The following is a 17,303-nucleotide window of genomic DNA, read 5'->3' as shown; positions in this document are numbered from 1 at the left end:
AGTAATTCACCACAATACAGAAAAAATGACAGCTGAAACAATTACGCAATCCCCCTTTCCAAATGCAAAGAAAATTTTTGTAGCCGGAAAACTATTTCCTATTCAAGTCGCTATGCGTCAAATCTCCTTGAGCCCAACCAAATTAACGAATGGACAGATCGAAATTAATCCGCCGGTAACAATCTATGATACTTCTGGGCCTTATACAGATGACACCATCCATATCGATATCCGCAAAGGACTCCCTCGCCTTCGCGAGCAGTGGATCTTGGATCGTCAGGATGTCATACAGTTGGCTGGCATCAGCTCTGAATATGGACAAAAACGACTTTCTGATCCAACGTTGGACGAACTCCGATTTGCCTATAGCCACAAACCGAAAGTAGCCTCCGCCGGCAAGAATGTCACCCAATTACATTATGCAAAGCAAGGCATCATTACCCCGGAAATGGAGTATGTTGCTATCCGGGAAAACCAACGTATTGAGCAGTTGGAAGCTAGTACCCCTGGAATGGATCATCAGCATCGGGGGCAAAACTTTGGTGCGAGAACACATGATAAAGCTATTACACCAGAATTTGTCCGTGAAGAAATCGCCGCCGGAAGAGCGATCATACCCAATAATATTAATCACCCTGAAAGTGAACCCATGATTATCGGACGCAACTTTCTTGTTAAAATCAATGCCAATATTGGCAATAGTGCCGTAAGTTCAAGTATAGAGGAAGAAGTTGAGAAAGCGGTATGGGCCTGTCGTTGGGGGGCTGATACCATCATGGATCTATCCACTGGCAAAAATATTCACGAAACCCGCGAATGGATTATCCGTAACTCGCCAGTCCCAATCGGTACAGTACCGATCTATCAGGCGCTCGAAAAAGTAAAGGGGGTGGCCGAGGATCTTACCTGGGAAATATTCAAAGATACCTTGATTGAACAGGCCGAACAGGGTGTTTCGTACTTTACCATACACGCCGGCGTATTGCTTCGTTATATCCATCTCACGGCATCCCGAGTTACTGGAATTGTCTCCAGAGGCGGCTCTATCATGGCCAAATGGTGTCTTTTTCATCACAAAGAAAATTTTCTCTATACCCATTTTGAGGAAATATGCGAAATTATGAAACAATATGATGTGGCTTTTTCACTTGGCGACGGTCTTCGCCCCGGAGCTATTGCAGATGCAAACGATGCAGCTCAATTTGCGGAGCTCGAAACCCTGGGCGAACTCACCAAAATCGCCTGGAAACATGATGTTCAGGTGATGATCGAAGGGCCAGGACATGTTCCTATGCAATTGATCAAAGAGAATATGGACAAGCAATTGGCCTGTTGTGACGAAGCGCCATTTTATACCTTAGGTCCCTTAACAACAGATATTGCTCCAGGCTATGACCATATCACATCCGCCATTGGAGCGGCTATGATCGGTTGGTATGGCTGTGCAATGCTTTGCTATGTTACCCCCAAAGAACACCTGGGTCTACCAAATAAAAAAGATGTCAAAGATGGTGTAATCACCTATAAACTAGCTGCCCATGCGGCCGATTTAGCCAAAGGACACCCTGGTGCACAATATCGTGATAACGCCTTGAGTAAAGCCAGATTCGAATTCAGATGGGAAGATCAATTCAACCTTTCCCTTGATCCAGATACCGCACGGGAATATCATGACGAAACATTGCCGGCAGATGCGGCTAAAGTTGCGCACTTCTGCTCCATGTGCGGTCCCAAATTTTGCTCGATGAAAATAACGCAGGAAATCAGGGATAGTGCCGCCCAGGGGATGCTGGAAAAATCACAGGAATTCATCGCACAAGGAAAAGAGATCTATTCATGATTATTGCATTGACAGCAGCAGAAACAATCCGTTCTGAACAGGCGATTATAGCAGCGTTGTTTAAAGAAGGTCTTGATATTCTGCATTTGCGTAAGTATCATTTTACAGACTTACAAATGTCGCGATATATAGAAACTATAGCTCCTATATACCGCGACAGATTGGTTCTACACTCACATGCGCATCTATCGGCTGAGCTTGGGATTGCACGAATCCACCTGAACGATAAAAGTAGACTGCATGAATCTGCAAATCAACTGGGGCCTACAACAATCTGTTCAACATCTGTGCATGATATTGATCAATTCAATAGCCTTGATGAACGTTGGGCCTATGCTTTTTTCAGTCCATTATTTCCGAGCATCTCAAAAGTGGGGTATGGAACGCATAATGCAAGACTAGGTCAACTCCCGTCACGCGCCAACTTTGCTGTTCGTCTCATCGGTCTTGGAGGGATAAACCAAGACAACTGTCTTATTCCGATGCAGCAAGGTGCAGATGGGATTGCCTTATATGGCACTTTATGGAAACATCGGGATCCTATTCAAAATTTTATTGCATGCAAACAAAAACTATGGAAAGACTCCAATATATCTCACAAGGTAAAACTATAAGGGAACAAAAAAACAACATGCTGAAAGCGCTGGATGCTGGGGCCAAATGGATACAGATCCGATGGAAGGAAGCCGAGGAAAAAGATCTTTATGCGCTCGCCGAAGAGATCAGGCAGGCTTGTTCCGAATTTGGTGCCAGCTGTATCATCAATGACCATCCTTTGCTTGCAGCGGCTGTAGACGCTGATGGGGTGCACTTGGGACTGGACGACTGCAGTGTAGCAGCTGCCCGGCACCTATTGGGTGCAGGAAAAATAATCGGCGGTACAGCCAATAGCTTTGCCAATGTAAAGCAAAGAATAAGTGAACATTGTGACTATATCGGGCTCGGGCCATTCAACTATACCACGACAAAACAAAAACTAAGTCCACTACTGGGGATTGCAGGATATGAAAACATCATCCAACAAGTCCGCCGAGAAGGCCTAACCCCTATTCCAATATTCGCAATTGGCGGTATAAGCCAACTTGAAGATATCCAACATCTATTAGAAATTGGCGTCTACGGTGTAGCACTCTCGGGAATCGTAACCAAGACTCCAAACATTGTTTCATCCATCAATAAAATTTTACTATGAGCAACCTACATATAGCCGATCGCGTATTTGAATCCAGATTATTTCTCGGTACGGGCAAATTCGGTAATCTCACGGAAATGAGCGCTGCCATTGTGGCTTCGGCTTCCCAATTGGTCACCGTCGCCCTCAAACGAATCGACCAGACCGGCTCAGACGACAGCCTCATCAGCGCGCTCGATCTGGCGGCAATCCATTTGCTTCCCAATACTTCGGGAGCACGAACAGCTGAAGAAGCAGTACTTGCGGCTGAACTTGCTCGCGAAGCACTGGAAACAAACTGGGTGAAATTGGAAATTCATCCCGACCCGCGTTATCTGCTGCCCGATCCTATTGAAACCTTACGCGCAACCGAATCACTTGCTAAATTGGGTTTCGTCGTCATGCCCTATATTCACGCAGACCCGGTACTTTGTAAACGTTTAGAAAATGCAGGCACAGCTGTCGTTATGCCTTTAGGTGCCCCTATTGGAAGCAATAAAGGGCTGCGTACCTTGGACTTTCTCGAAATTATTATTGAGGGAAAGTAATGTCCCAGTGGTCGTAGACGCTGGAATCGGAGCGCCTTCCGATGCCGCTAAAGCCATGGAAATCGGAGCTGATGCGGTGCTTGTCAATACGGCAATTGCAGTCTCTAATAATCCGATACGTAGGCCGAAGCTTTCAGAGAGGCCGTTATCGCTGGACGGAAAGCTTATGAGGCCGGATTGGGAAAGATAGGCTCCCACGCAATCGCTTCGAGCCCCCTAACTTCATTTTTATTTGATTGATAATTCACTATGACAGATTTCAAAATGATACGCGATGAATACTCCTGGGATAAGGTCCATGCACAGATTTATGACGCTACTGATCAGGATGTACAACATGCGTTAGAAAAAGACCATTTAACGCTCTCTGACTTTAGAGCGCTCATCTCACCGGCTGCAGCACCATATCTGGAGCAAATGGCACAAAAAACCCAACAAATCACACAACGTCGTTTCGGTAAAACCATACAGCTCTATGCCCCGCTTTACCTGAGCAATGAGTGCCAAAACATCTGTACATATTGCGGTTTTAGCATGGACAATAAAATCAAACGCAAAACGCTGAGCAACACCGAACTATTACTGGAAGCAATGGCACTTAAAGCCATGGGAATCAATCATATCTTACTGGGTCAGCGGAGAAGCCAACAAAACTGTCGAGATCACTTATTTCCTAAATGCTATTCGGCTTTTAAAACCTCATTTTTCACAGATATCCATTGAAGTACAGCCATTGGAAGAATCCGAGTACCGATTACTGCAGGCAGCCGGAGTCTATGCAATATTGGTCTATCAGGAAACCTACCATCGCGAAGTTTACAAACAATATCATCCGAAAGGAAAAAAGTCCAATTTTGACTATCGTTTGGATACGCCTGACCGTATAGGCCGGGCGGGAATCCATAAAATCGGATTGGGCGTATTACTTGGGCTGGAGGACTGGCGGGTGGACAGCTTTTTCACCGCGGCACAATCGCCTATTTACAAAAACGATATTGGCAAACACGCTATTCGATTTCCTTTCCACGCCTGCGACCAGCCGAAGGTTCTGTTGAGCCAAATTTTCATTTGGCAGACCGCGATCTACTACAGTTGATCTGTGCATACCGCCTGTGGAATGAAAATTTAGAAATCTCCATTTCCACCCGAGAGAACGAAACCTTCAGGGATCATATCATACCTATTGGCGTAACGACCATGAGTGCCGCTTCAAAGACCAATCCGGGAGGCTATGTTGTTGATCCGCAAGCTTTGGAACAATTTGAAGTAAGTGATGAAAGAGATATGGAAACAATAAAAAATCAAATCAGAAAGATGGGGCTATTCTCCAGTGATGAAAGACTGGGAGAGCAATTATGCCGGTATAGTACGTTAAATACATGAAAAATAACATTTTTGATCGCTATAGCAGACAGATTTTTATTGAAGAGATCGGCGTTGCCGGACAACGGAAGATTATGGATGCCAAGGTATTGGTCGTCGGTGCGGGGGGACTCGGGAGCCCTGTCGTTCAATATTTAGCCGCAGCTGGTATAGGCAAACTTGGCCTGGTTGATTTTGACAGGGTTGAAATCCACAATCTAAATAGACAGATCATTCATTCCGAAGATAATATACACCAGGCAAAAACAGAAAGTGCCACAGCCTATATACGGCAACACAATAGTACAATTGATTTTGAGCCCTTTCAGGTAAAAATAGATGCAGACAACGCGCTAGCATTGCTCGCTCCCTATCATATCATTGTCGATTGCTGTGATAACTTTCCGACACGCTACCTGCTTAATCATACGTGCCTACAACTCGATAAACCTTTGGTGTACGGTAGCATCTATGGTTTTGAAGGACAGCTGGCTGTCTTTAACTATCAGGGTAGTAAAAACCTATTGGATATCTTTCCAACGCCCCCCGATCCGGAACAGGTTCCAAATTGCGATAAAAATGGGGTGCTGGGTCCTTTACCCGGTATTATCGGCAGTATGATGGCCATGCAGGTGCTTAAAATAGTAACCGGATTACCCGTAGACAGCAACCAGTTAACGGTTGTTGACACATTCCATTGGCGTTTTTCGAAACTCTCCTTCTAAGGATTATTTCGGAAGGCGTTCCGCAAAAAGAGATAGAACACTTTAAAAGAGCTCAAAAATTTATTTTAAAACAAAAGCAGACAAACAAAATTTGCTAATTTTAGTTTATATATTAGCAAGCTTAAATGTCAACTTTACGATCTGGAATGAAAAAAGTAATTTATCCATTACTCTCCCTCTCTTTATTACCCTTATTTTCAATTGCGCAAGAGACTAAACTCACTGCTGATGATCTCTTTGTAAAAGCGCGAAAGGTAGCCTTTGATTCAAAAGATTATCCGCAAGCCATTCAATTATCCAAACAGGCGCTACTTCAAGCACCGGATTATTCGGATATCAGTATCTTTCTCGGACGGCTTTATACCTGGTCGGACAAAATTGATTCGGCAAGAACCATCTTCACAGAACTGGACAAAAAGAACACAACTGATGAAGATTTCTTTTTAGCCTATGCCTCATTGGAATATTGGAATGATCAGACTGACAAAGCTATTGCAATTACAGACAAAGGGCTTAGCCTACATCCGCAGTCGCAGGATCTACTTCTGTTAAAAGGTAAAATTAGTTATGGCAACGATCATTATGAAGCTGCCGAAAAGGCAATTCATCGTTTATTGGCAATTAATCCTAAAAACACAGAAGCTCGAGCACTGGCAAAAAGTATTGAAGAATATACGGCTAAAAACGCAATCGGTCTGACCTACAACTTCGTCTATTTTGACAAACAGTTTGATCATAATTGGCACATTGTCGGCTTAAGTTATAAGCGGGCAACCCCCATAGGATCAGTTATTTTCAGGACCAACTATGCAAATAAATTTGCAGAAAACGGCGTACAATTCGAGATGGAGGCTTATCCGCGTCTTTCAAAGATATTTTACCTCTACGTGGGTGCTGGATACTCCAATAATGTGGGGATTTTTGCGAAATATAGAACTGGTGTGTCTCTCTATGCCAATCTTCCGAACAGCTTTGAGGGAGAGATCGGATATCGTCAGCTTTACTTTAGCGACAACATCTGGATGTACACGGCTTCAGTAGGAAAATATTACCAAAAACTTTTGGTTCAATCTGAGGACTTACCTTACACCGGGCGAAAAGAATATTTCCCAGTCCTATACGGGAACAGTCCGCTATTATACAAAAGGAGCAAACGATTACTTCGGATTTAGTGCCGGAACGGGTCTGAGCCCCGAAGAAAACCGAAATAATCTATTGGACAACGCTTCCTATAAATTAAAGACATTCAAAGTAGGTGCCGAGTATAACTTCTCGGTGAAACAAAGTAACCTATTTTCAATTTCAGGCACCTATTATAACCAAGAATTCAGGCCAAAAGAGAAAGGAAATCAATTGGACATCATCCTTGGTTATATTCGAAAATTCCTAGTTCTTCTTTGTTCTATTAAAGTAATTTGTATACACACTGTCTGGAAGAAGTCGCTTCTGGGTATAAAAGAGTTTGTTCTTGCGCTTAAATAATTCAAAGCGCTTGGACAATTCTTCTTTCGCATTATCCGCGGTGGCATCTTCATTGAGTATTCCATCCAGTTTATACAGTTGTCCATCGGAAAGATGGTAACTGCCTTTTACAAAATCAATCAATTGATTTTTACTCTGCATCATGGCAATGCCATCTCCCTGAGCTGAAGTGCCCTTGTCAAGGCCCTGACGATCCAGGTAACTTGTGTAGGAGTTTTCATACCAAAATTCTCGCGATAGTAGGCCAATATGGAAGGCGCGACATCAAAATGGCTAACAAAATTATGAAAAGTCTTTGGCCCTTTCAAAAGTGGTGAATAAATCAACAGTGGAACATGATAACGATCGATTTTGCTTTGCAAGGGTATCTCAGGCATCGCGTGGTCCCCAGTTATGACAAAAATAGTATTTGCAAAATCTGGTCTCTTTTTATATTCATTAAAGAACTGCTCCATCGCATCATCTAGATTCAGCACCGAAACAAGCTGGGTACGGTTTTCCAAAGCCCACTTTTTTTGTTCGGGTGTAAAGTTCAATGTTGCGATACGTTGATCAAATAGTTGCTCATAATGAGCCGCATTATTAATCAAAAACGGATTATGGGTTGATAGTGTCAAAAGAACATGGAAATAAGGGTGTTCCTGTACCTTCTGTACTTCAAGAAGTTTGCTAAAGACAGCTTGATCTTCATATCCCCAGCTCTCCCCACCCTTTTCGGGTAATTTTTTATAAGGAGGTCCGAATGCGGCTTGGTCCATGAGCATATCTATTTTATTATAATCCATGAACTTTTTCATGAAATCAAAATTAGAATGACCGCCATAGAAAAACCCAGTATTGAATCCATTACTCTTCAGAATATTAAATAGATTAAAGTTGTCAGGCAAGGTGTCTTGTTCCAGGAATCCATGTGTTGCAAAAGGCAACGAACCTGTTATGGTCGGCAAAACGGAAAATGTCCGACCCGAGGAACTCATATTATTATCCCAATACAAAGACTGTTGCTTCAATGTACCTATAAAAGGTGTAAAGTTGCCAATATAGCCATTTTCAGTACTATAGGCATGTCCTAAACCCTCGATAACAAGAATGACCAAATTGGGTACTTTCGCCGTTTTCTGCATGTATGCCCCTAGGAAATCTTTAGTATCCTCTTTTTTCAAAAAGGGAAATTTAGTATCTACCACTTTTGCATCATCGTCGTCTTTATTGAACATAGCGAGCATCCCAGGGTGCTCATCCACGTAATTAGTGAAATTGGAATCGAAAAAATAACGCCACTTACTCCGGCTTGCATTGGCGACGAATTCATCTTTTTCGGAGCTCCCCCCCAAAAGCGAAGCCGAGGAGACAAAAAACGATATGATCCCCAAAGATAACAGTGCAATACTCGCATAAGCCTTTTTGAATGTCTGTTTATTGGCTACCCAAAGGGGAACCCAAGAAATTACGATCAATAATAAAAGTAAAGCAATATTGGTAAAACTCAACATACCACTGGCCTCCAAAATTTGCTTCATCTCTTCCGAACTATAATAGAACATATCAGCCCCAAGCAAATTTCTCGATTCGCCAAAATACAAAAACAAGATGAATTGCATAACGACAATAAACGAGAACGATATGACCATAAGAAGTCTTGCCCAAAAACTGCTGATGAACTGAAGCAATAAATAGCCGATTCCCAAACAGGCCAAGGATTGAAAGATAAACAAGATGTTATCCAAAAACAGGTATTTCCCGGCATGTGACTCCGAAAGCTGAGAAAATCGACGACCGTACCACCACCACTCGACACCAACAGATAACATATACAAGGCAAAGACAACCAACATAACAGGTCCTAAGCTCTGTAACGACAGAGTTAATCGCTGACCAAGGTATTTCCAAACCGACTCATTGGCATCTTTTTGTTGAAAGCCTTGCCGTGTCATTTCTCCCCAGCCATGCTGCTTACGAAAGTAATCAACAACCCCCTGTACCCCAGCTTTAACAACAATGGGATGAAAGTATAAAGGTTCTAGTATCGCGGTAGTTATCAGGGTGGAAAGATCTCGTTTCTTCGAATAGACCTGATGGCTAACAAGATCAACCAAGATGGCATAGATCGAATACAAAATTCCGGAAGCAATCACCAGTGCAAATAGTGCAACGAAAAATGGCCAATTGATTATTCCTAGAATAAAAAAGATTAGAAAAACAATATAGCCCGTAAATTCGACAATGGGTCCCAAGAATTCAAAGAAAAACCAATAAGGCATACTGAGCATACCAAAACGGCCATATTTGGGGTTGAACATAAGTTTACGATGTTTCCATAAGGTTTCCATCGTGCCCCGCATCCAACGATTGCGCTGCTTACGCAATACTTCTTTTGACTCGGGTACTTCCGTCCAGCACAATGGATCAGGAATGTTGACCACCTCGTAGGCTTGCTTTTGCTCCTCCATATAGCGGCGCATACGAACAACGAGTTCCATGTCTTCTCCCACCGTATTTCGGTCATAGCCCCCGCACGCTAATACAATCTCCCGGTCAAAAGCGCCAAATGCTCCGGAAATAAGAATTAATCCAGAAGCCCTGGACCAAGCCATACGGCCTAAAATAAAAGCGCGGATATACTCCAAAGCCTGCGTACGTCCCAACCATGATTTTGGTAGATTAACGTCGACCACCGAACCGTTCACGACATTACAGTTATTAGCCAAACGTATAACGCCGCCACAGGCTATAACCCGTTTGTCGGTCTGCTCCAAAAATGGCTTTGCTAATTTTAGAATAGCATCCTGTTCCAAAATGCAGTCCACATCAATACAGACGATATAATCTCCCGAAGAAATATTAACGCCGACATTGAGCGCATCAGCCTTACCGCCGTTTTCCTTGTCAACAACAATCAGCTTCTTAAAAGCTGGATTTTTGCTCTTATAGATCCCCCTTATATCCTTGGTCTCAATAGTTCCCTGAACAAAAAAGGACGTTGGTTCAAGTTCATAAGAAGCTATCAATTTCAAAATTGAGTCGTCTTTACTACCATCATTAACGATAATAATTTCCAGATTATGATAATACAGCGACAATAATGAACGTACGTTTTCAACGATGGTCATCCCTTCGTTGTATGCTGGCGCAATCAGACTGAATGTTGGCGCGTTGGGGTTGGTGGCAATAATACTATAATCCGTAAATGTATTATTGTGTTTGTAACGAAACACCGCTCCATAAGCGTATAGCCCTATCCAAGTATAGATAATGAATACTGCTGCCGAATAAAGCAAAAATAACCAAACTATAATTTCGTATACGATATGGGAAAACTCTAACATTTTTTCTCTTGCAAAGCGTGTTTAATAATTTGTGTAAGTTCGTCGTATGTATCTTCACGTTGTGAAATCTCGCGCAAATACTGTTCTTCGCCCAGTACAACGAGTACTTCTGCTGCAGAAATTTTAATTGACACTTGGTTATGATTCCACAGTTGATCCTTTAGAAAATACTCACTTTCTCTACTTTTGGCAATCTTCATTGCTTTAAGGATTTCGATCTGAACTTCTATTGGTTGCAGATCAAAATTTTGCATAAATTGCTGAATTGTCCCACTGTTCTCAATAGCCTGCAACGTTCGTATGGCTTGTACACGAACCTTCGTAGATGGATGATCCAATAGGCTAAAAACTTCGGTATAAAAAGTCATCAATCTAAATTTTCGGATCAAACGCAATGTAAATACGACGACAGAATCATTTGAACTCTTAAGCCAGGTATCCACATGTAACTCCGAAAGCCCGGGTATTTCATGAATAGAAAACAATAAACGCAATTGTTGCCAGTCAGATAAGGGACGATCGAAATGGTCCAAAAAACCAAGTCCCTCATATCCCTTAAAACTTACGATCGCATATTGTGCTTCTTGATATACCGCAGTACGGGGATCATTAAGCTTGTCTGTTATCTCAGGGATTGCCGGTTCAACATTCATCGCGGCAAGCTCTTGAACCCCACCCGCAACCAGATAAGCTTTTCTATGCCGAAGCTTTCGCCAAGCCTCATCCTCCAATTTAAAATCATGAAACAACCTATTGATCGATTGTTTCGCTCTACCAGAAAATTTTCGATCCGAGTCAACTAATACATCCAAAAAAAGAGCCCGAAAAGAAGGTTCCTTCAGGTATTTCGCAAACTCCAGGTCTCGATCGCCATTCTCATCGCCACCTACTATAGTTTCCATAATTTTGTACTCGATGATCTGTCGCCAAGATTGCCTATTATGAAGGATTCTATAGCTATAAAAGCTGTATCCCAGTACTGTGATAATCAATAATAGTACTAAAATCAATACGATAACAATCGCCAGAATAAGCTCATGTAGCTCGATATGGTGGTGCATAATTTTATTTATTTATCAGGCGTTTTATCCTAAGAATCAGTTCGTTTGGACTAAATGGCTTAACCATAAAATCAGATGCGCCTAAATCAAATGCATCCACCACGACCTCCTCTTGGCCCATACTCGATAATACAATAACCGGGATTTTCTTTCCGATACTCTTTATTGCCGAAAGAATTTCAATACCAGAAGCAAAGGGCATCATAATATCCGTTACAACTAAATCCAAATTCAGTTCATTAATTTTCTCGATAGCTTCACGGCCATTTCTGGTCAGCACCACTTCGTGTCCTTCTTTCACTAATTTGTGTTCAACAGTACGTAGTATCAATTCGTCGTCTTCCGCTATTAAAATCAACATATCATTATTTATTTAAGATTTTTGCAATTAATTCCAATCCGATATCCATTTCTTGTTCGATTGCCACAAAAGCGATCGCAAGGTCTGTTTCAATCGTTGGGCTGATCTCAAGGTCCTTGGTCATTTGAGCCAATTTAATAAGTCCGGCTGTCGATGAAGTTCCCCGCAACTTATGAAGGAGTTCTTTGATGCGTACAATATCGTTTGTATCAATGGCCTCCTTTAACTGCTTTCTAGACCCCTTTATTTCCCGGACGACCAAATCCAGAAAAAAGGTTAAAAATGCGGGATCATCGCCAGCCTGTTCTTCCAGCCGTCGCATATCCAGATGCTCGTCCAAATCTTCCAGATCCGAGGCTTCGGCAGCACTGGGTTTAACCGATAACATGGCTTTTTCCAAGGCCTTGAATAAATCCTGTTGACGAATAGGTTTAGCTAGAAAGTCTGACATTCCCGCTTCCAGACAGCGTTCCTTTTCGCCTGAAATATTACCGGCAGTAACACCGATAATAGGTGTCTCAGCATAGGATGACATTTGCCGGATCTGTTTGGTTGCTTCAATACCATCGACCTCGGGCATCTGAACATCCATCAAAATAAAATCAAATTGTTTCTCTTTGCAAGCACGAATGGCTTGGGCTCCGTCAGAAACTTCGGTTAACTGGGCGCCAGGCATGATACTAGCCATCATGCGTAAATTAAGCGCCATATTAACGGCATTGTCGTCTGCCAGGAGCACCTGAACGTCTTGACCGTACGAATCTGATGATAACGATAAGTTTGCATTCGCCTTTACTTGCACAGCATCTTCCCTATTTTGTTGTATCGCCCTTCTTAAAGTCGAATACAGTTCTTCAGATTTAATTGGCTTAAGTAGACAAAATGACCGCTCCTCCTGTCTAAATGCAGAAATCACCTCATGCTCTTCCGAGGAAGTATGTAATACAATCAATGGAATGCCTTCTTCTTGTTTTCTAAAGAGTTCCTTAATCTTTTCTATCGTTTCCAGACCCGATAAGATAGGCATATGATAGTCCATTAAAATCACATCGAATCGTTCACCTTTCATCAGCAACTGTAAGGCTTCCATACCGTTTTCTGCGAGGACAGACTCAACATTTTTATAGGCCAACATATGTTGAAGGATAATCCGATTATTAGCATTGTCATCGACAACGAGGACACGATTTAACGGTAAGTCTGTATCTTCCTCCTCCATTTCTTCGCATCGGACCTCGATATCAAAATAGAACGTCGATCCGACGCCCAGTTCGCTTTCCAGATTCAATTTACTACCCATGTATTTCAGGAGGTTGTTGGAGATTGTCAAGCCTAGTCCCGTGCCGCCGTATCGTTTACTGACGGAGCTATCTTCTTGTGTAAAGGCATCAAAGATGCGTTGTTGTTTCTCTGGTGGAATTCCTATCCCCGTATCTCTAACCGAAAAACGTAAGGTCAATTTATCCTCATCGTTGCGAAGTTTACTGATCTTAAATTCAATCTCACCTTTTTCCGTAAACTTAACGGCGTTACCTAATAGATTCACCAATACTTGCTTAATACGTGCCTCATCAATCCAAACAAAAGCCGGCAGCCCCTGTTCAATGTTCAAAAGCAGTTCGACTTCTTTGCGTTGTGCTTGATAGAGAACAACATTAATAACCTGATTCGCTACATCATATACATTATACTTATCGACAAATAATTCAAGCTTACCGGATTCGATTTTTGAAAAGTCTAAAATATCATTAATAATATTGAGTAAGCTATTTCCAGATTCATTGATATAGCCTAAGTATTGTAACTGTGTGTCATTTAATGGTGTTTTTAATAACAAATCGGAGAATCCAATCACACCGTTCAATGGCGTTCGAATTTCGTGACTCATATTGGCGAGGAATTCGGACTTTGCCTTACTCGCCAGATCGGCCAACTCTTTCGCTAATTTTAATTCATCATTTATTTTAACCGATTCAGTGATATTTTGTGTAAAAATAATGATCCCACCTATACTTCCATCAGCGAGATGCCACGGTCTTACTTCCCAATTGAAATGTTGTGCTTCGGCAAGTCCACCAGCCTGTATGACTTCATCCGTATTCTTATACGGTATTCCCTCCAGCGCATCAAGGTAGATTTTTTTTCTATTTTCCGGTATATTTGGAAACAATTGAAAAAAGTTACTATTTGGCGGCAAACTTACTCCTTCGTGAAAATCTTCCAACCATTGATTACTCACCGAAATATAGTTAAAGTCTCGGTCAAACATAGCAACCGAAGCAGGAACATAATCCACAAAAGCCCGTAACATAGATTCTTTGCGTTCCAGTTCCAAGAATAGCGATTTACTTTTATCAATATCCTGAATAATTCCAAAAACACGTTTACACACATCATTTTCAAATTCGGGAATACCTTTTACCCGCACCCAAATTGATTCACCATCTTGTTTTAATAGACGCAATTCGGTATCATAAGGTGTTCTTGTTTTAACGGCGTTTTCAAAAAATTCCACGCAAAATAACCTGGCTTTCTGGCTCATAAAATCCGATTGCATGTTCAAAATCAGGTGTAAAATCAGGATCCACACCATGAATTAACTTCGTGGAGTCGGACCAATAGACCTTGTTTTCAGCTAAATTGACCTCCCATCCGCCTACCTGAGCGACAGCATTGGTCTGCTCCAGGATTTGTTTGGTATGCAAAAGATCATTTTCAAGGCGCAGTCGATCCGTCATATTCAAGGCCGTACTGACAACATAAGATCGTCCATTTTCATCCGTTTCCAACATATTATGGTATAGCCAAGAAATGTCTTCACCATCTTTTGTTTGAAGAACCATCATTCCCGAGTCCTCTTTGTTGCTTGCAATACGTTTGAGATATTCTTCAACAAGACCGACATGATGAGACGGCACCAATTTCTTGAGGTTAAGTCCTTTTACCTCTTCTTTGGCATACCGCAATATCTCCCTTCCTTTTTCATTAACGGATAGAATATTACCGTCCAAGTCATGCATGCTCATCAGACCGATCGCATTTTCAAAAAAGCTACGGAATCTACGTTCAGAATTCTCCAACTTGAGTTTTTCTTCGCGCTCTTTTGTTACGTTTCTGCCAAAAGCCAGAATATCATGATTTATTGGATCATATTTGAAATGCCATTCAATTTCAACAACTTGGCCATTCTCTATTTTAGTCCTACTCGTTGATTGAACGCCGTATTTGGTTTCCTCAACCCGACCTAAGTCCGACACTAATTCCCTTTCAATATCTCCCAATAAGGTAAAAATAGATTTGCCTAAACTATTCGACCTGGACAATCCCAGGACTTTACTAAATGCGGGGTTAACTTCTTTTACCTTGCGCGCCTCATCCAATACACAAATAATATTGTTCGTCAAGTGAAAAATTTCGGAGAAATAACCAGCCTGAACTTTTCGTTTTTTTCCCAATAATATTTTGGTTACTGCCTTGCCCAGCTCCTCCAACGAGTCTTTTTGTTTATCCGAAAGCGTTTTCGGATGGAAATCAATGACACAGATCGTTCCAAGCGCATCGCCATCATCATCCAGGAGCGGAACGCCGGCATAAAAACGGATATTTCCCTCGCGAATCAATGGATTGGAAGACGAGCGTGGGTCTTCAAAAGTATCTTCAATGACGAGGACCTCCTTACTCATTATGGTGTATTGACAGACTGTATTCTTCCTGTCAACGGTATCCAGCTCCATACCAACGCAACTTTGAATACGTTGTGTGTCTTGCTCCATCATGGCAATTAACGCTGCGGGACAATCTGTAATCAGACAGGCCGCCTGCGCAAAAACATCCAGCTCAGGGTCTTTCCCGAGTCCCATTAACTCATAGGACTTTAATTTTTCTATCCTTCTTAACTCATTTTCAGGAAAAACATTATTTGCCATTCACTTCTACTATTTAGATCTGGTTTATTGTGACCGTGAAGTTAATAAAAACATTGTTTAACGCCTAAACAATAAGGAAATATTGCTCAGATAAATGTTTTATAAAGAACAATCAACTGCAAAAATAGTTTGGTGCTATAAAAAGATTATCCATACACCTTCTTCATAATTTAGTTATTTACTAATTGAATTTTATATCGTTTTTACCTTATTAAGAAAGCGGGAACTTTAATTCTACAGTGCATTTGGATAAATTGATCCAGAAAATAGCTTAAAAACGAAAGAGCCCCGCTAAATGTGATAGCGGGGCTCTGCGATAGGTATAAGTTAAAAAAGTTTTTCAATACTCTGTTCGGCATAGCCGGCACTTGCTGTCATTCCCTTCCCTCCGATACCGGTTCTAACATGTATCTTTGAGCTAACGTCGATTTCAAGAATATGATCTTTGTGCTGCGAATAATAACCTGCCCAAGAGGATGAAATCGAGGCACGCTCCATCGGCATGATACGGTTGGCTTCTGTAATCATCAATTCATTGATATAGGAATTCACAGCGAAGCCCAATTCATCAAGTCTGTTGCCCGCTGCATATTCGTGCGAATCACCGATAATAATACTACCATCCGTGGCCTGTTTAAAAAGTATATGAATTCCATAATTGCGTAGCTCCTGATAGTGATCGGGCAATGGAATTGTTTGAAAAGATGGGCAGTATTCTTCAAAACTCTCGTATCGACGAATGGTCAGTCCTGTTAAAATATTCCCTGGCAAATGGATATGGGCCAAAGGTTTCGTTCTCATCATTTGCAACTTGCTAATTTCAAGTCCACTATTGTCAAATAAGGAACGATATAAAATTTTAAACTCGTATCCATTGCAAATAAGCAATTTCTTCCCTTCAAAGTTTTGCAACGTACTGCTTGTGACAACAACAGCATCATTTTTATCCTCGCAGGCCACAATTGTCGTATCGTATTTCAACGTATAGTCCACAAACTTATTTTGCATATAAATATGCAGCTGTCTAATCATTGACTCGGGTTCTACACTGAGTTCCTGCGGAAAAAAGATAGCCTCTTTAACATAACTAGCATTCATCACAGGATATTTCAATAAAACCTGTTCCTTCGACCAAAGTTCATGTTCATATCCTTTCGCTTGATAATGCTTAGACAACTCATGAAGTACCTGAACTTCATCATTATCTGAAGCAATATAGATACTACCATTTTTTCTAACGGATATATCCATTTCCCGCTGAATAGATTGATATATTTCAAGTCCACGTACACCATAATCAAACCATTCACCGGCCATCCCCGATGGCACTACTTGTCCAAAATTACGAACGGTAGATCCCACGGGAAAATTATCCTTTTCGAGTTGGAGCACACGTAACCCCTTTTGTAACGCATGATAGGCATGAAAGGTCCCTAAAATCCCGCCCCCAACAATAATTAAATCATATGTATTTGTTTTCATCTTTATAAATAGAATATCA

16 protein-coding genes and 1 pseudogene are annotated in these 17,303 nt (G+C 41.6%); 10 read left to right on the top strand and 7 right to left on the bottom strand.

All coding sequences use genetic code 11. From position 1 onward, the window contains the following. Positions 1–25: 25 nt before the first annotated feature. From thiC to DTA23_RS30670, 10 genes and pseudogenes are all read left to right on the top strand, one after another. The gene (gene thiC, locus DTA23_RS24090) at positions 26–1,840 is read left to right on the top strand and encodes a phosphomethylpyrimidine synthase ThiC (protein WP_070570535.1); all 1,815 of its coding nucleotides are present in this window, start codon (positions 26–28) and stop codon (positions 1,838–1,840) included. Then, a complete protein-coding gene (locus DTA23_RS24085; protein WP_112376242.1) occupies positions 1,837–2,454 on the top strand; it encodes a thiamine phosphate synthase in 618 nt (205 codons plus the stop codon). Before thiC ends, DTA23_RS24085 begins: the two co-directional genes overlap by 4 nt. Next, a complete protein-coding gene (locus tag DTA23_RS24080; protein WP_239468848.1) occupies positions 2,400–3,032 on the top strand; it encodes a thiamine phosphate synthase in 633 nt (210 codons plus the stop codon). Before DTA23_RS24085 ends, DTA23_RS24080 begins: the two co-directional genes overlap by 55 nt. Then, positions 3,029–3,799 (top strand): annotated as a pseudogene (locus DTA23_RS24075) (thiazole synthase). Before DTA23_RS24080 ends, DTA23_RS24075 begins: the two are co-directional and overlap by 4 nt. A gap of 9 nt (positions 3,800–3,808) precedes the next feature. Next, positions 3,809–4,282, top strand: coding sequence for a ThiH family protein (locus DTA23_RS30685; protein ID WP_370445138.1), 474 nt, complete (start codon positions 3,809–3,811; stop codon positions 4,280–4,282). A gap of 10 nt (positions 4,283–4,292) precedes the next feature. Further along, positions 4,293–4,655, top strand: coding sequence for a ThiH family protein (locus DTA23_RS30680; RefSeq protein WP_370445137.1), 363 nt, complete (start codon positions 4,293–4,295; stop codon positions 4,653–4,655). Next, positions 4,628–4,942, top strand: coding sequence for a ThiH family protein (locus DTA23_RS30675; RefSeq protein WP_370445136.1), 315 nt, complete (start codon positions 4,628–4,630; stop codon positions 4,940–4,942). Before DTA23_RS30680 ends, DTA23_RS30675 begins: the two co-directional genes overlap by 28 nt. Beyond that, complete coding sequence (locus DTA23_RS24065) at positions 4,939–5,646, top strand: HesA/MoeB/ThiF family protein (protein ID WP_112376240.1); 708 nt, start codon at positions 4,939–4,941, stop codon at positions 5,644–5,646. The genes DTA23_RS30675 and DTA23_RS24065 overlap by 4 nt, the downstream gene beginning before the upstream one ends. Before the next feature lie 146 nt (positions 5,647–5,792). Then, complete coding sequence (locus DTA23_RS24060) at positions 5,793–6,818, top strand: YaiO family outer membrane beta-barrel protein (protein ID WP_256604647.1); 1,026 nt, start codon at positions 5,793–5,795, stop codon at positions 6,816–6,818. Further along, on the top strand, positions 6,718–7,128 hold the full coding sequence (locus DTA23_RS30670) for a YaiO family outer membrane beta-barrel protein (protein WP_370445168.1): 411 nt from the start codon (positions 6,718–6,720) through the stop codon (positions 7,126–7,128). Before DTA23_RS24060 ends, DTA23_RS30670 begins: the two co-directional genes overlap by 101 nt. Here the strand turns inward: DTA23_RS30670 and DTA23_RS27280 are convergent. The 7 genes from DTA23_RS27280 to DTA23_RS24035 all read right to left on the bottom strand — a co-directional run bounded on the left by DTA23_RS27280 (position 7,033) and on the right by DTA23_RS24035 (position 17,284). Further along, positions 7,033–7,272 (bottom strand): hypothetical protein, encoded by a 240-nt coding sequence (locus DTA23_RS27280; protein WP_172462446.1) that lies wholly within the window; start codon positions 7,270–7,272, stop codon positions 7,033–7,035. The genes DTA23_RS30670 and DTA23_RS27280 overlap by 96 nt on opposite strands. Continuing rightward, the gene (locus DTA23_RS24055) at positions 7,269–10,454 is read right to left on the bottom strand and encodes a sulfatase-like hydrolase/transferase (protein WP_112376239.1); all 3,186 of its coding nucleotides are present in this window, start codon (positions 10,452–10,454) and stop codon (positions 7,269–7,271) included. Before DTA23_RS24055 ends, DTA23_RS27280 begins: the two co-directional genes overlap by 4 nt. Further along, positions 10,448–11,515: a hypothetical protein gene (locus tag DTA23_RS24050; protein ID WP_112376238.1), complete on the bottom strand. Its 1,068-nt coding sequence runs from the start codon at positions 11,513–11,515 to the stop codon at positions 10,448–10,450. The genes DTA23_RS24055 and DTA23_RS24050 overlap by 7 nt, the downstream gene beginning before the upstream one ends. Positions 11,516–11,519: 4 nt before the next feature. Beyond that, positions 11,520–11,876, bottom strand: coding sequence for a response regulator transcription factor (locus DTA23_RS24045; protein ID WP_070570518.1), 357 nt, complete (start codon positions 11,874–11,876; stop codon positions 11,520–11,522). Positions 11,877–11,880: 4 nt separating this feature from the next. Further along, a complete protein-coding gene (locus DTA23_RS28140) occupies positions 11,881–14,418 on the bottom strand; it encodes a response regulator (RefSeq protein WP_218565460.1) in 2,538 nt (845 codons plus the stop codon). Continuing rightward, entirely contained in the window at positions 14,378–15,802 is a 1,425-nt protein-coding gene (locus DTA23_RS28135) for a GAF and PAS domain-containing protein (RefSeq protein WP_218565459.1), read from the bottom strand. The genes DTA23_RS28140 and DTA23_RS28135 overlap by 41 nt, the downstream gene beginning before the upstream one ends. 327 nt (positions 15,803–16,129) lie before the next feature. Further along, positions 16,130–17,284 carry a TIGR03364 family FAD-dependent oxidoreductase gene (locus tag DTA23_RS24035; protein WP_112376237.1) on the bottom strand — a complete coding sequence of 385 codons (1,155 nt, stop codon included), beginning with the start codon at positions 17,282–17,284 and terminating at the stop codon, positions 16,130–16,132. Positions 17,285–17,303: the final 19 nt, after the last annotated feature.

This window comes from Sphingobacterium multivorum, assembly GCF_900457465.1.
GTDB lineage: Bacteria > Bacteroidota > Bacteroidia > Sphingobacteriales > Sphingobacteriaceae > Sphingobacterium > Sphingobacterium multivorum.
Note: the sequence above shows the minus strand (reverse complement) of the source record. Positions and strands in the feature narration are given on the sequence as shown.

Bases quoted from the DNA above. Each gene is read 5' to 3' on its own strand.
- DTA23_RS24065 (WP_112376240.1), top strand. From the start codon at position 4,939: ATGAAAAATAACATTTTTGATCGCTATAGCAGACAGATTTTTATTGAA.
- DTA23_RS24045 (WP_070570518.1), bottom strand. From the start codon at position 11,876: ATGTTGATTTTAATAGCGGAAGACGACGAATTGATACTACGTACTGTT.
- DTA23_RS24080 (WP_239468848.1), top strand. From the start codon at position 2,400: ATGCAAACAAAAACTATGGAAAGACTCCAATATATCTCACAAGGTAAA.
- DTA23_RS24035 (WP_112376237.1), bottom strand. From the start codon at position 17,284: ATGAAAACAAATACATATGATTTAATTATTGTTGGGGGCGGGATTTTA.
- DTA23_RS24060 (WP_256604647.1), top strand. From the start codon at position 5,793: ATGAAAAAAGTAATTTATCCATTACTCTCCCTCTCTTTATTACCCTTA.
- DTA23_RS24050 (WP_112376238.1), bottom strand. From the start codon at position 11,515: ATGCACCACCATATCGAGCTACATGAGCTTATTCTGGCGATTGTTATC.
- DTA23_RS30685 (WP_370445138.1), top strand. From the start codon at position 3,809: ATGACAGATTTCAAAATGATACGCGATGAATACTCCTGGGATAAGGTC.
- DTA23_RS24055 (WP_112376239.1), bottom strand. From the start codon at position 10,454: ATGTTAGAGTTTTCCCATATCGTATACGAAATTATAGTTTGGTTATTT.
- thiC (WP_070570535.1), top strand. From the start codon at position 26: ATGACAGCTGAAACAATTACGCAATCCCCCTTTCCAAATGCAAAGAAA.
- DTA23_RS24085 (WP_112376242.1), top strand. From the start codon at position 1,837: ATGATTATTGCATTGACAGCAGCAGAAACAATCCGTTCTGAACAGGCG.
- DTA23_RS27280 (WP_172462446.1), bottom strand. From the start codon at position 7,272: ATGATGCAGAGTAAAAATCAATTGATTGATTTTGTAAAAGGCAGTTAC.
- DTA23_RS28140 (WP_218565460.1), bottom strand. From the start codon at position 14,418: ATGAGCCAGAAAGCCAGGTTATTTTGCGTGGAATTTTTTGAAAACGCC.
- DTA23_RS28135 (WP_218565459.1), bottom strand. From the start codon at position 15,802: ATGGCAAATAATGTTTTTCCTGAAAATGAGTTAAGAAGGATAGAAAAA.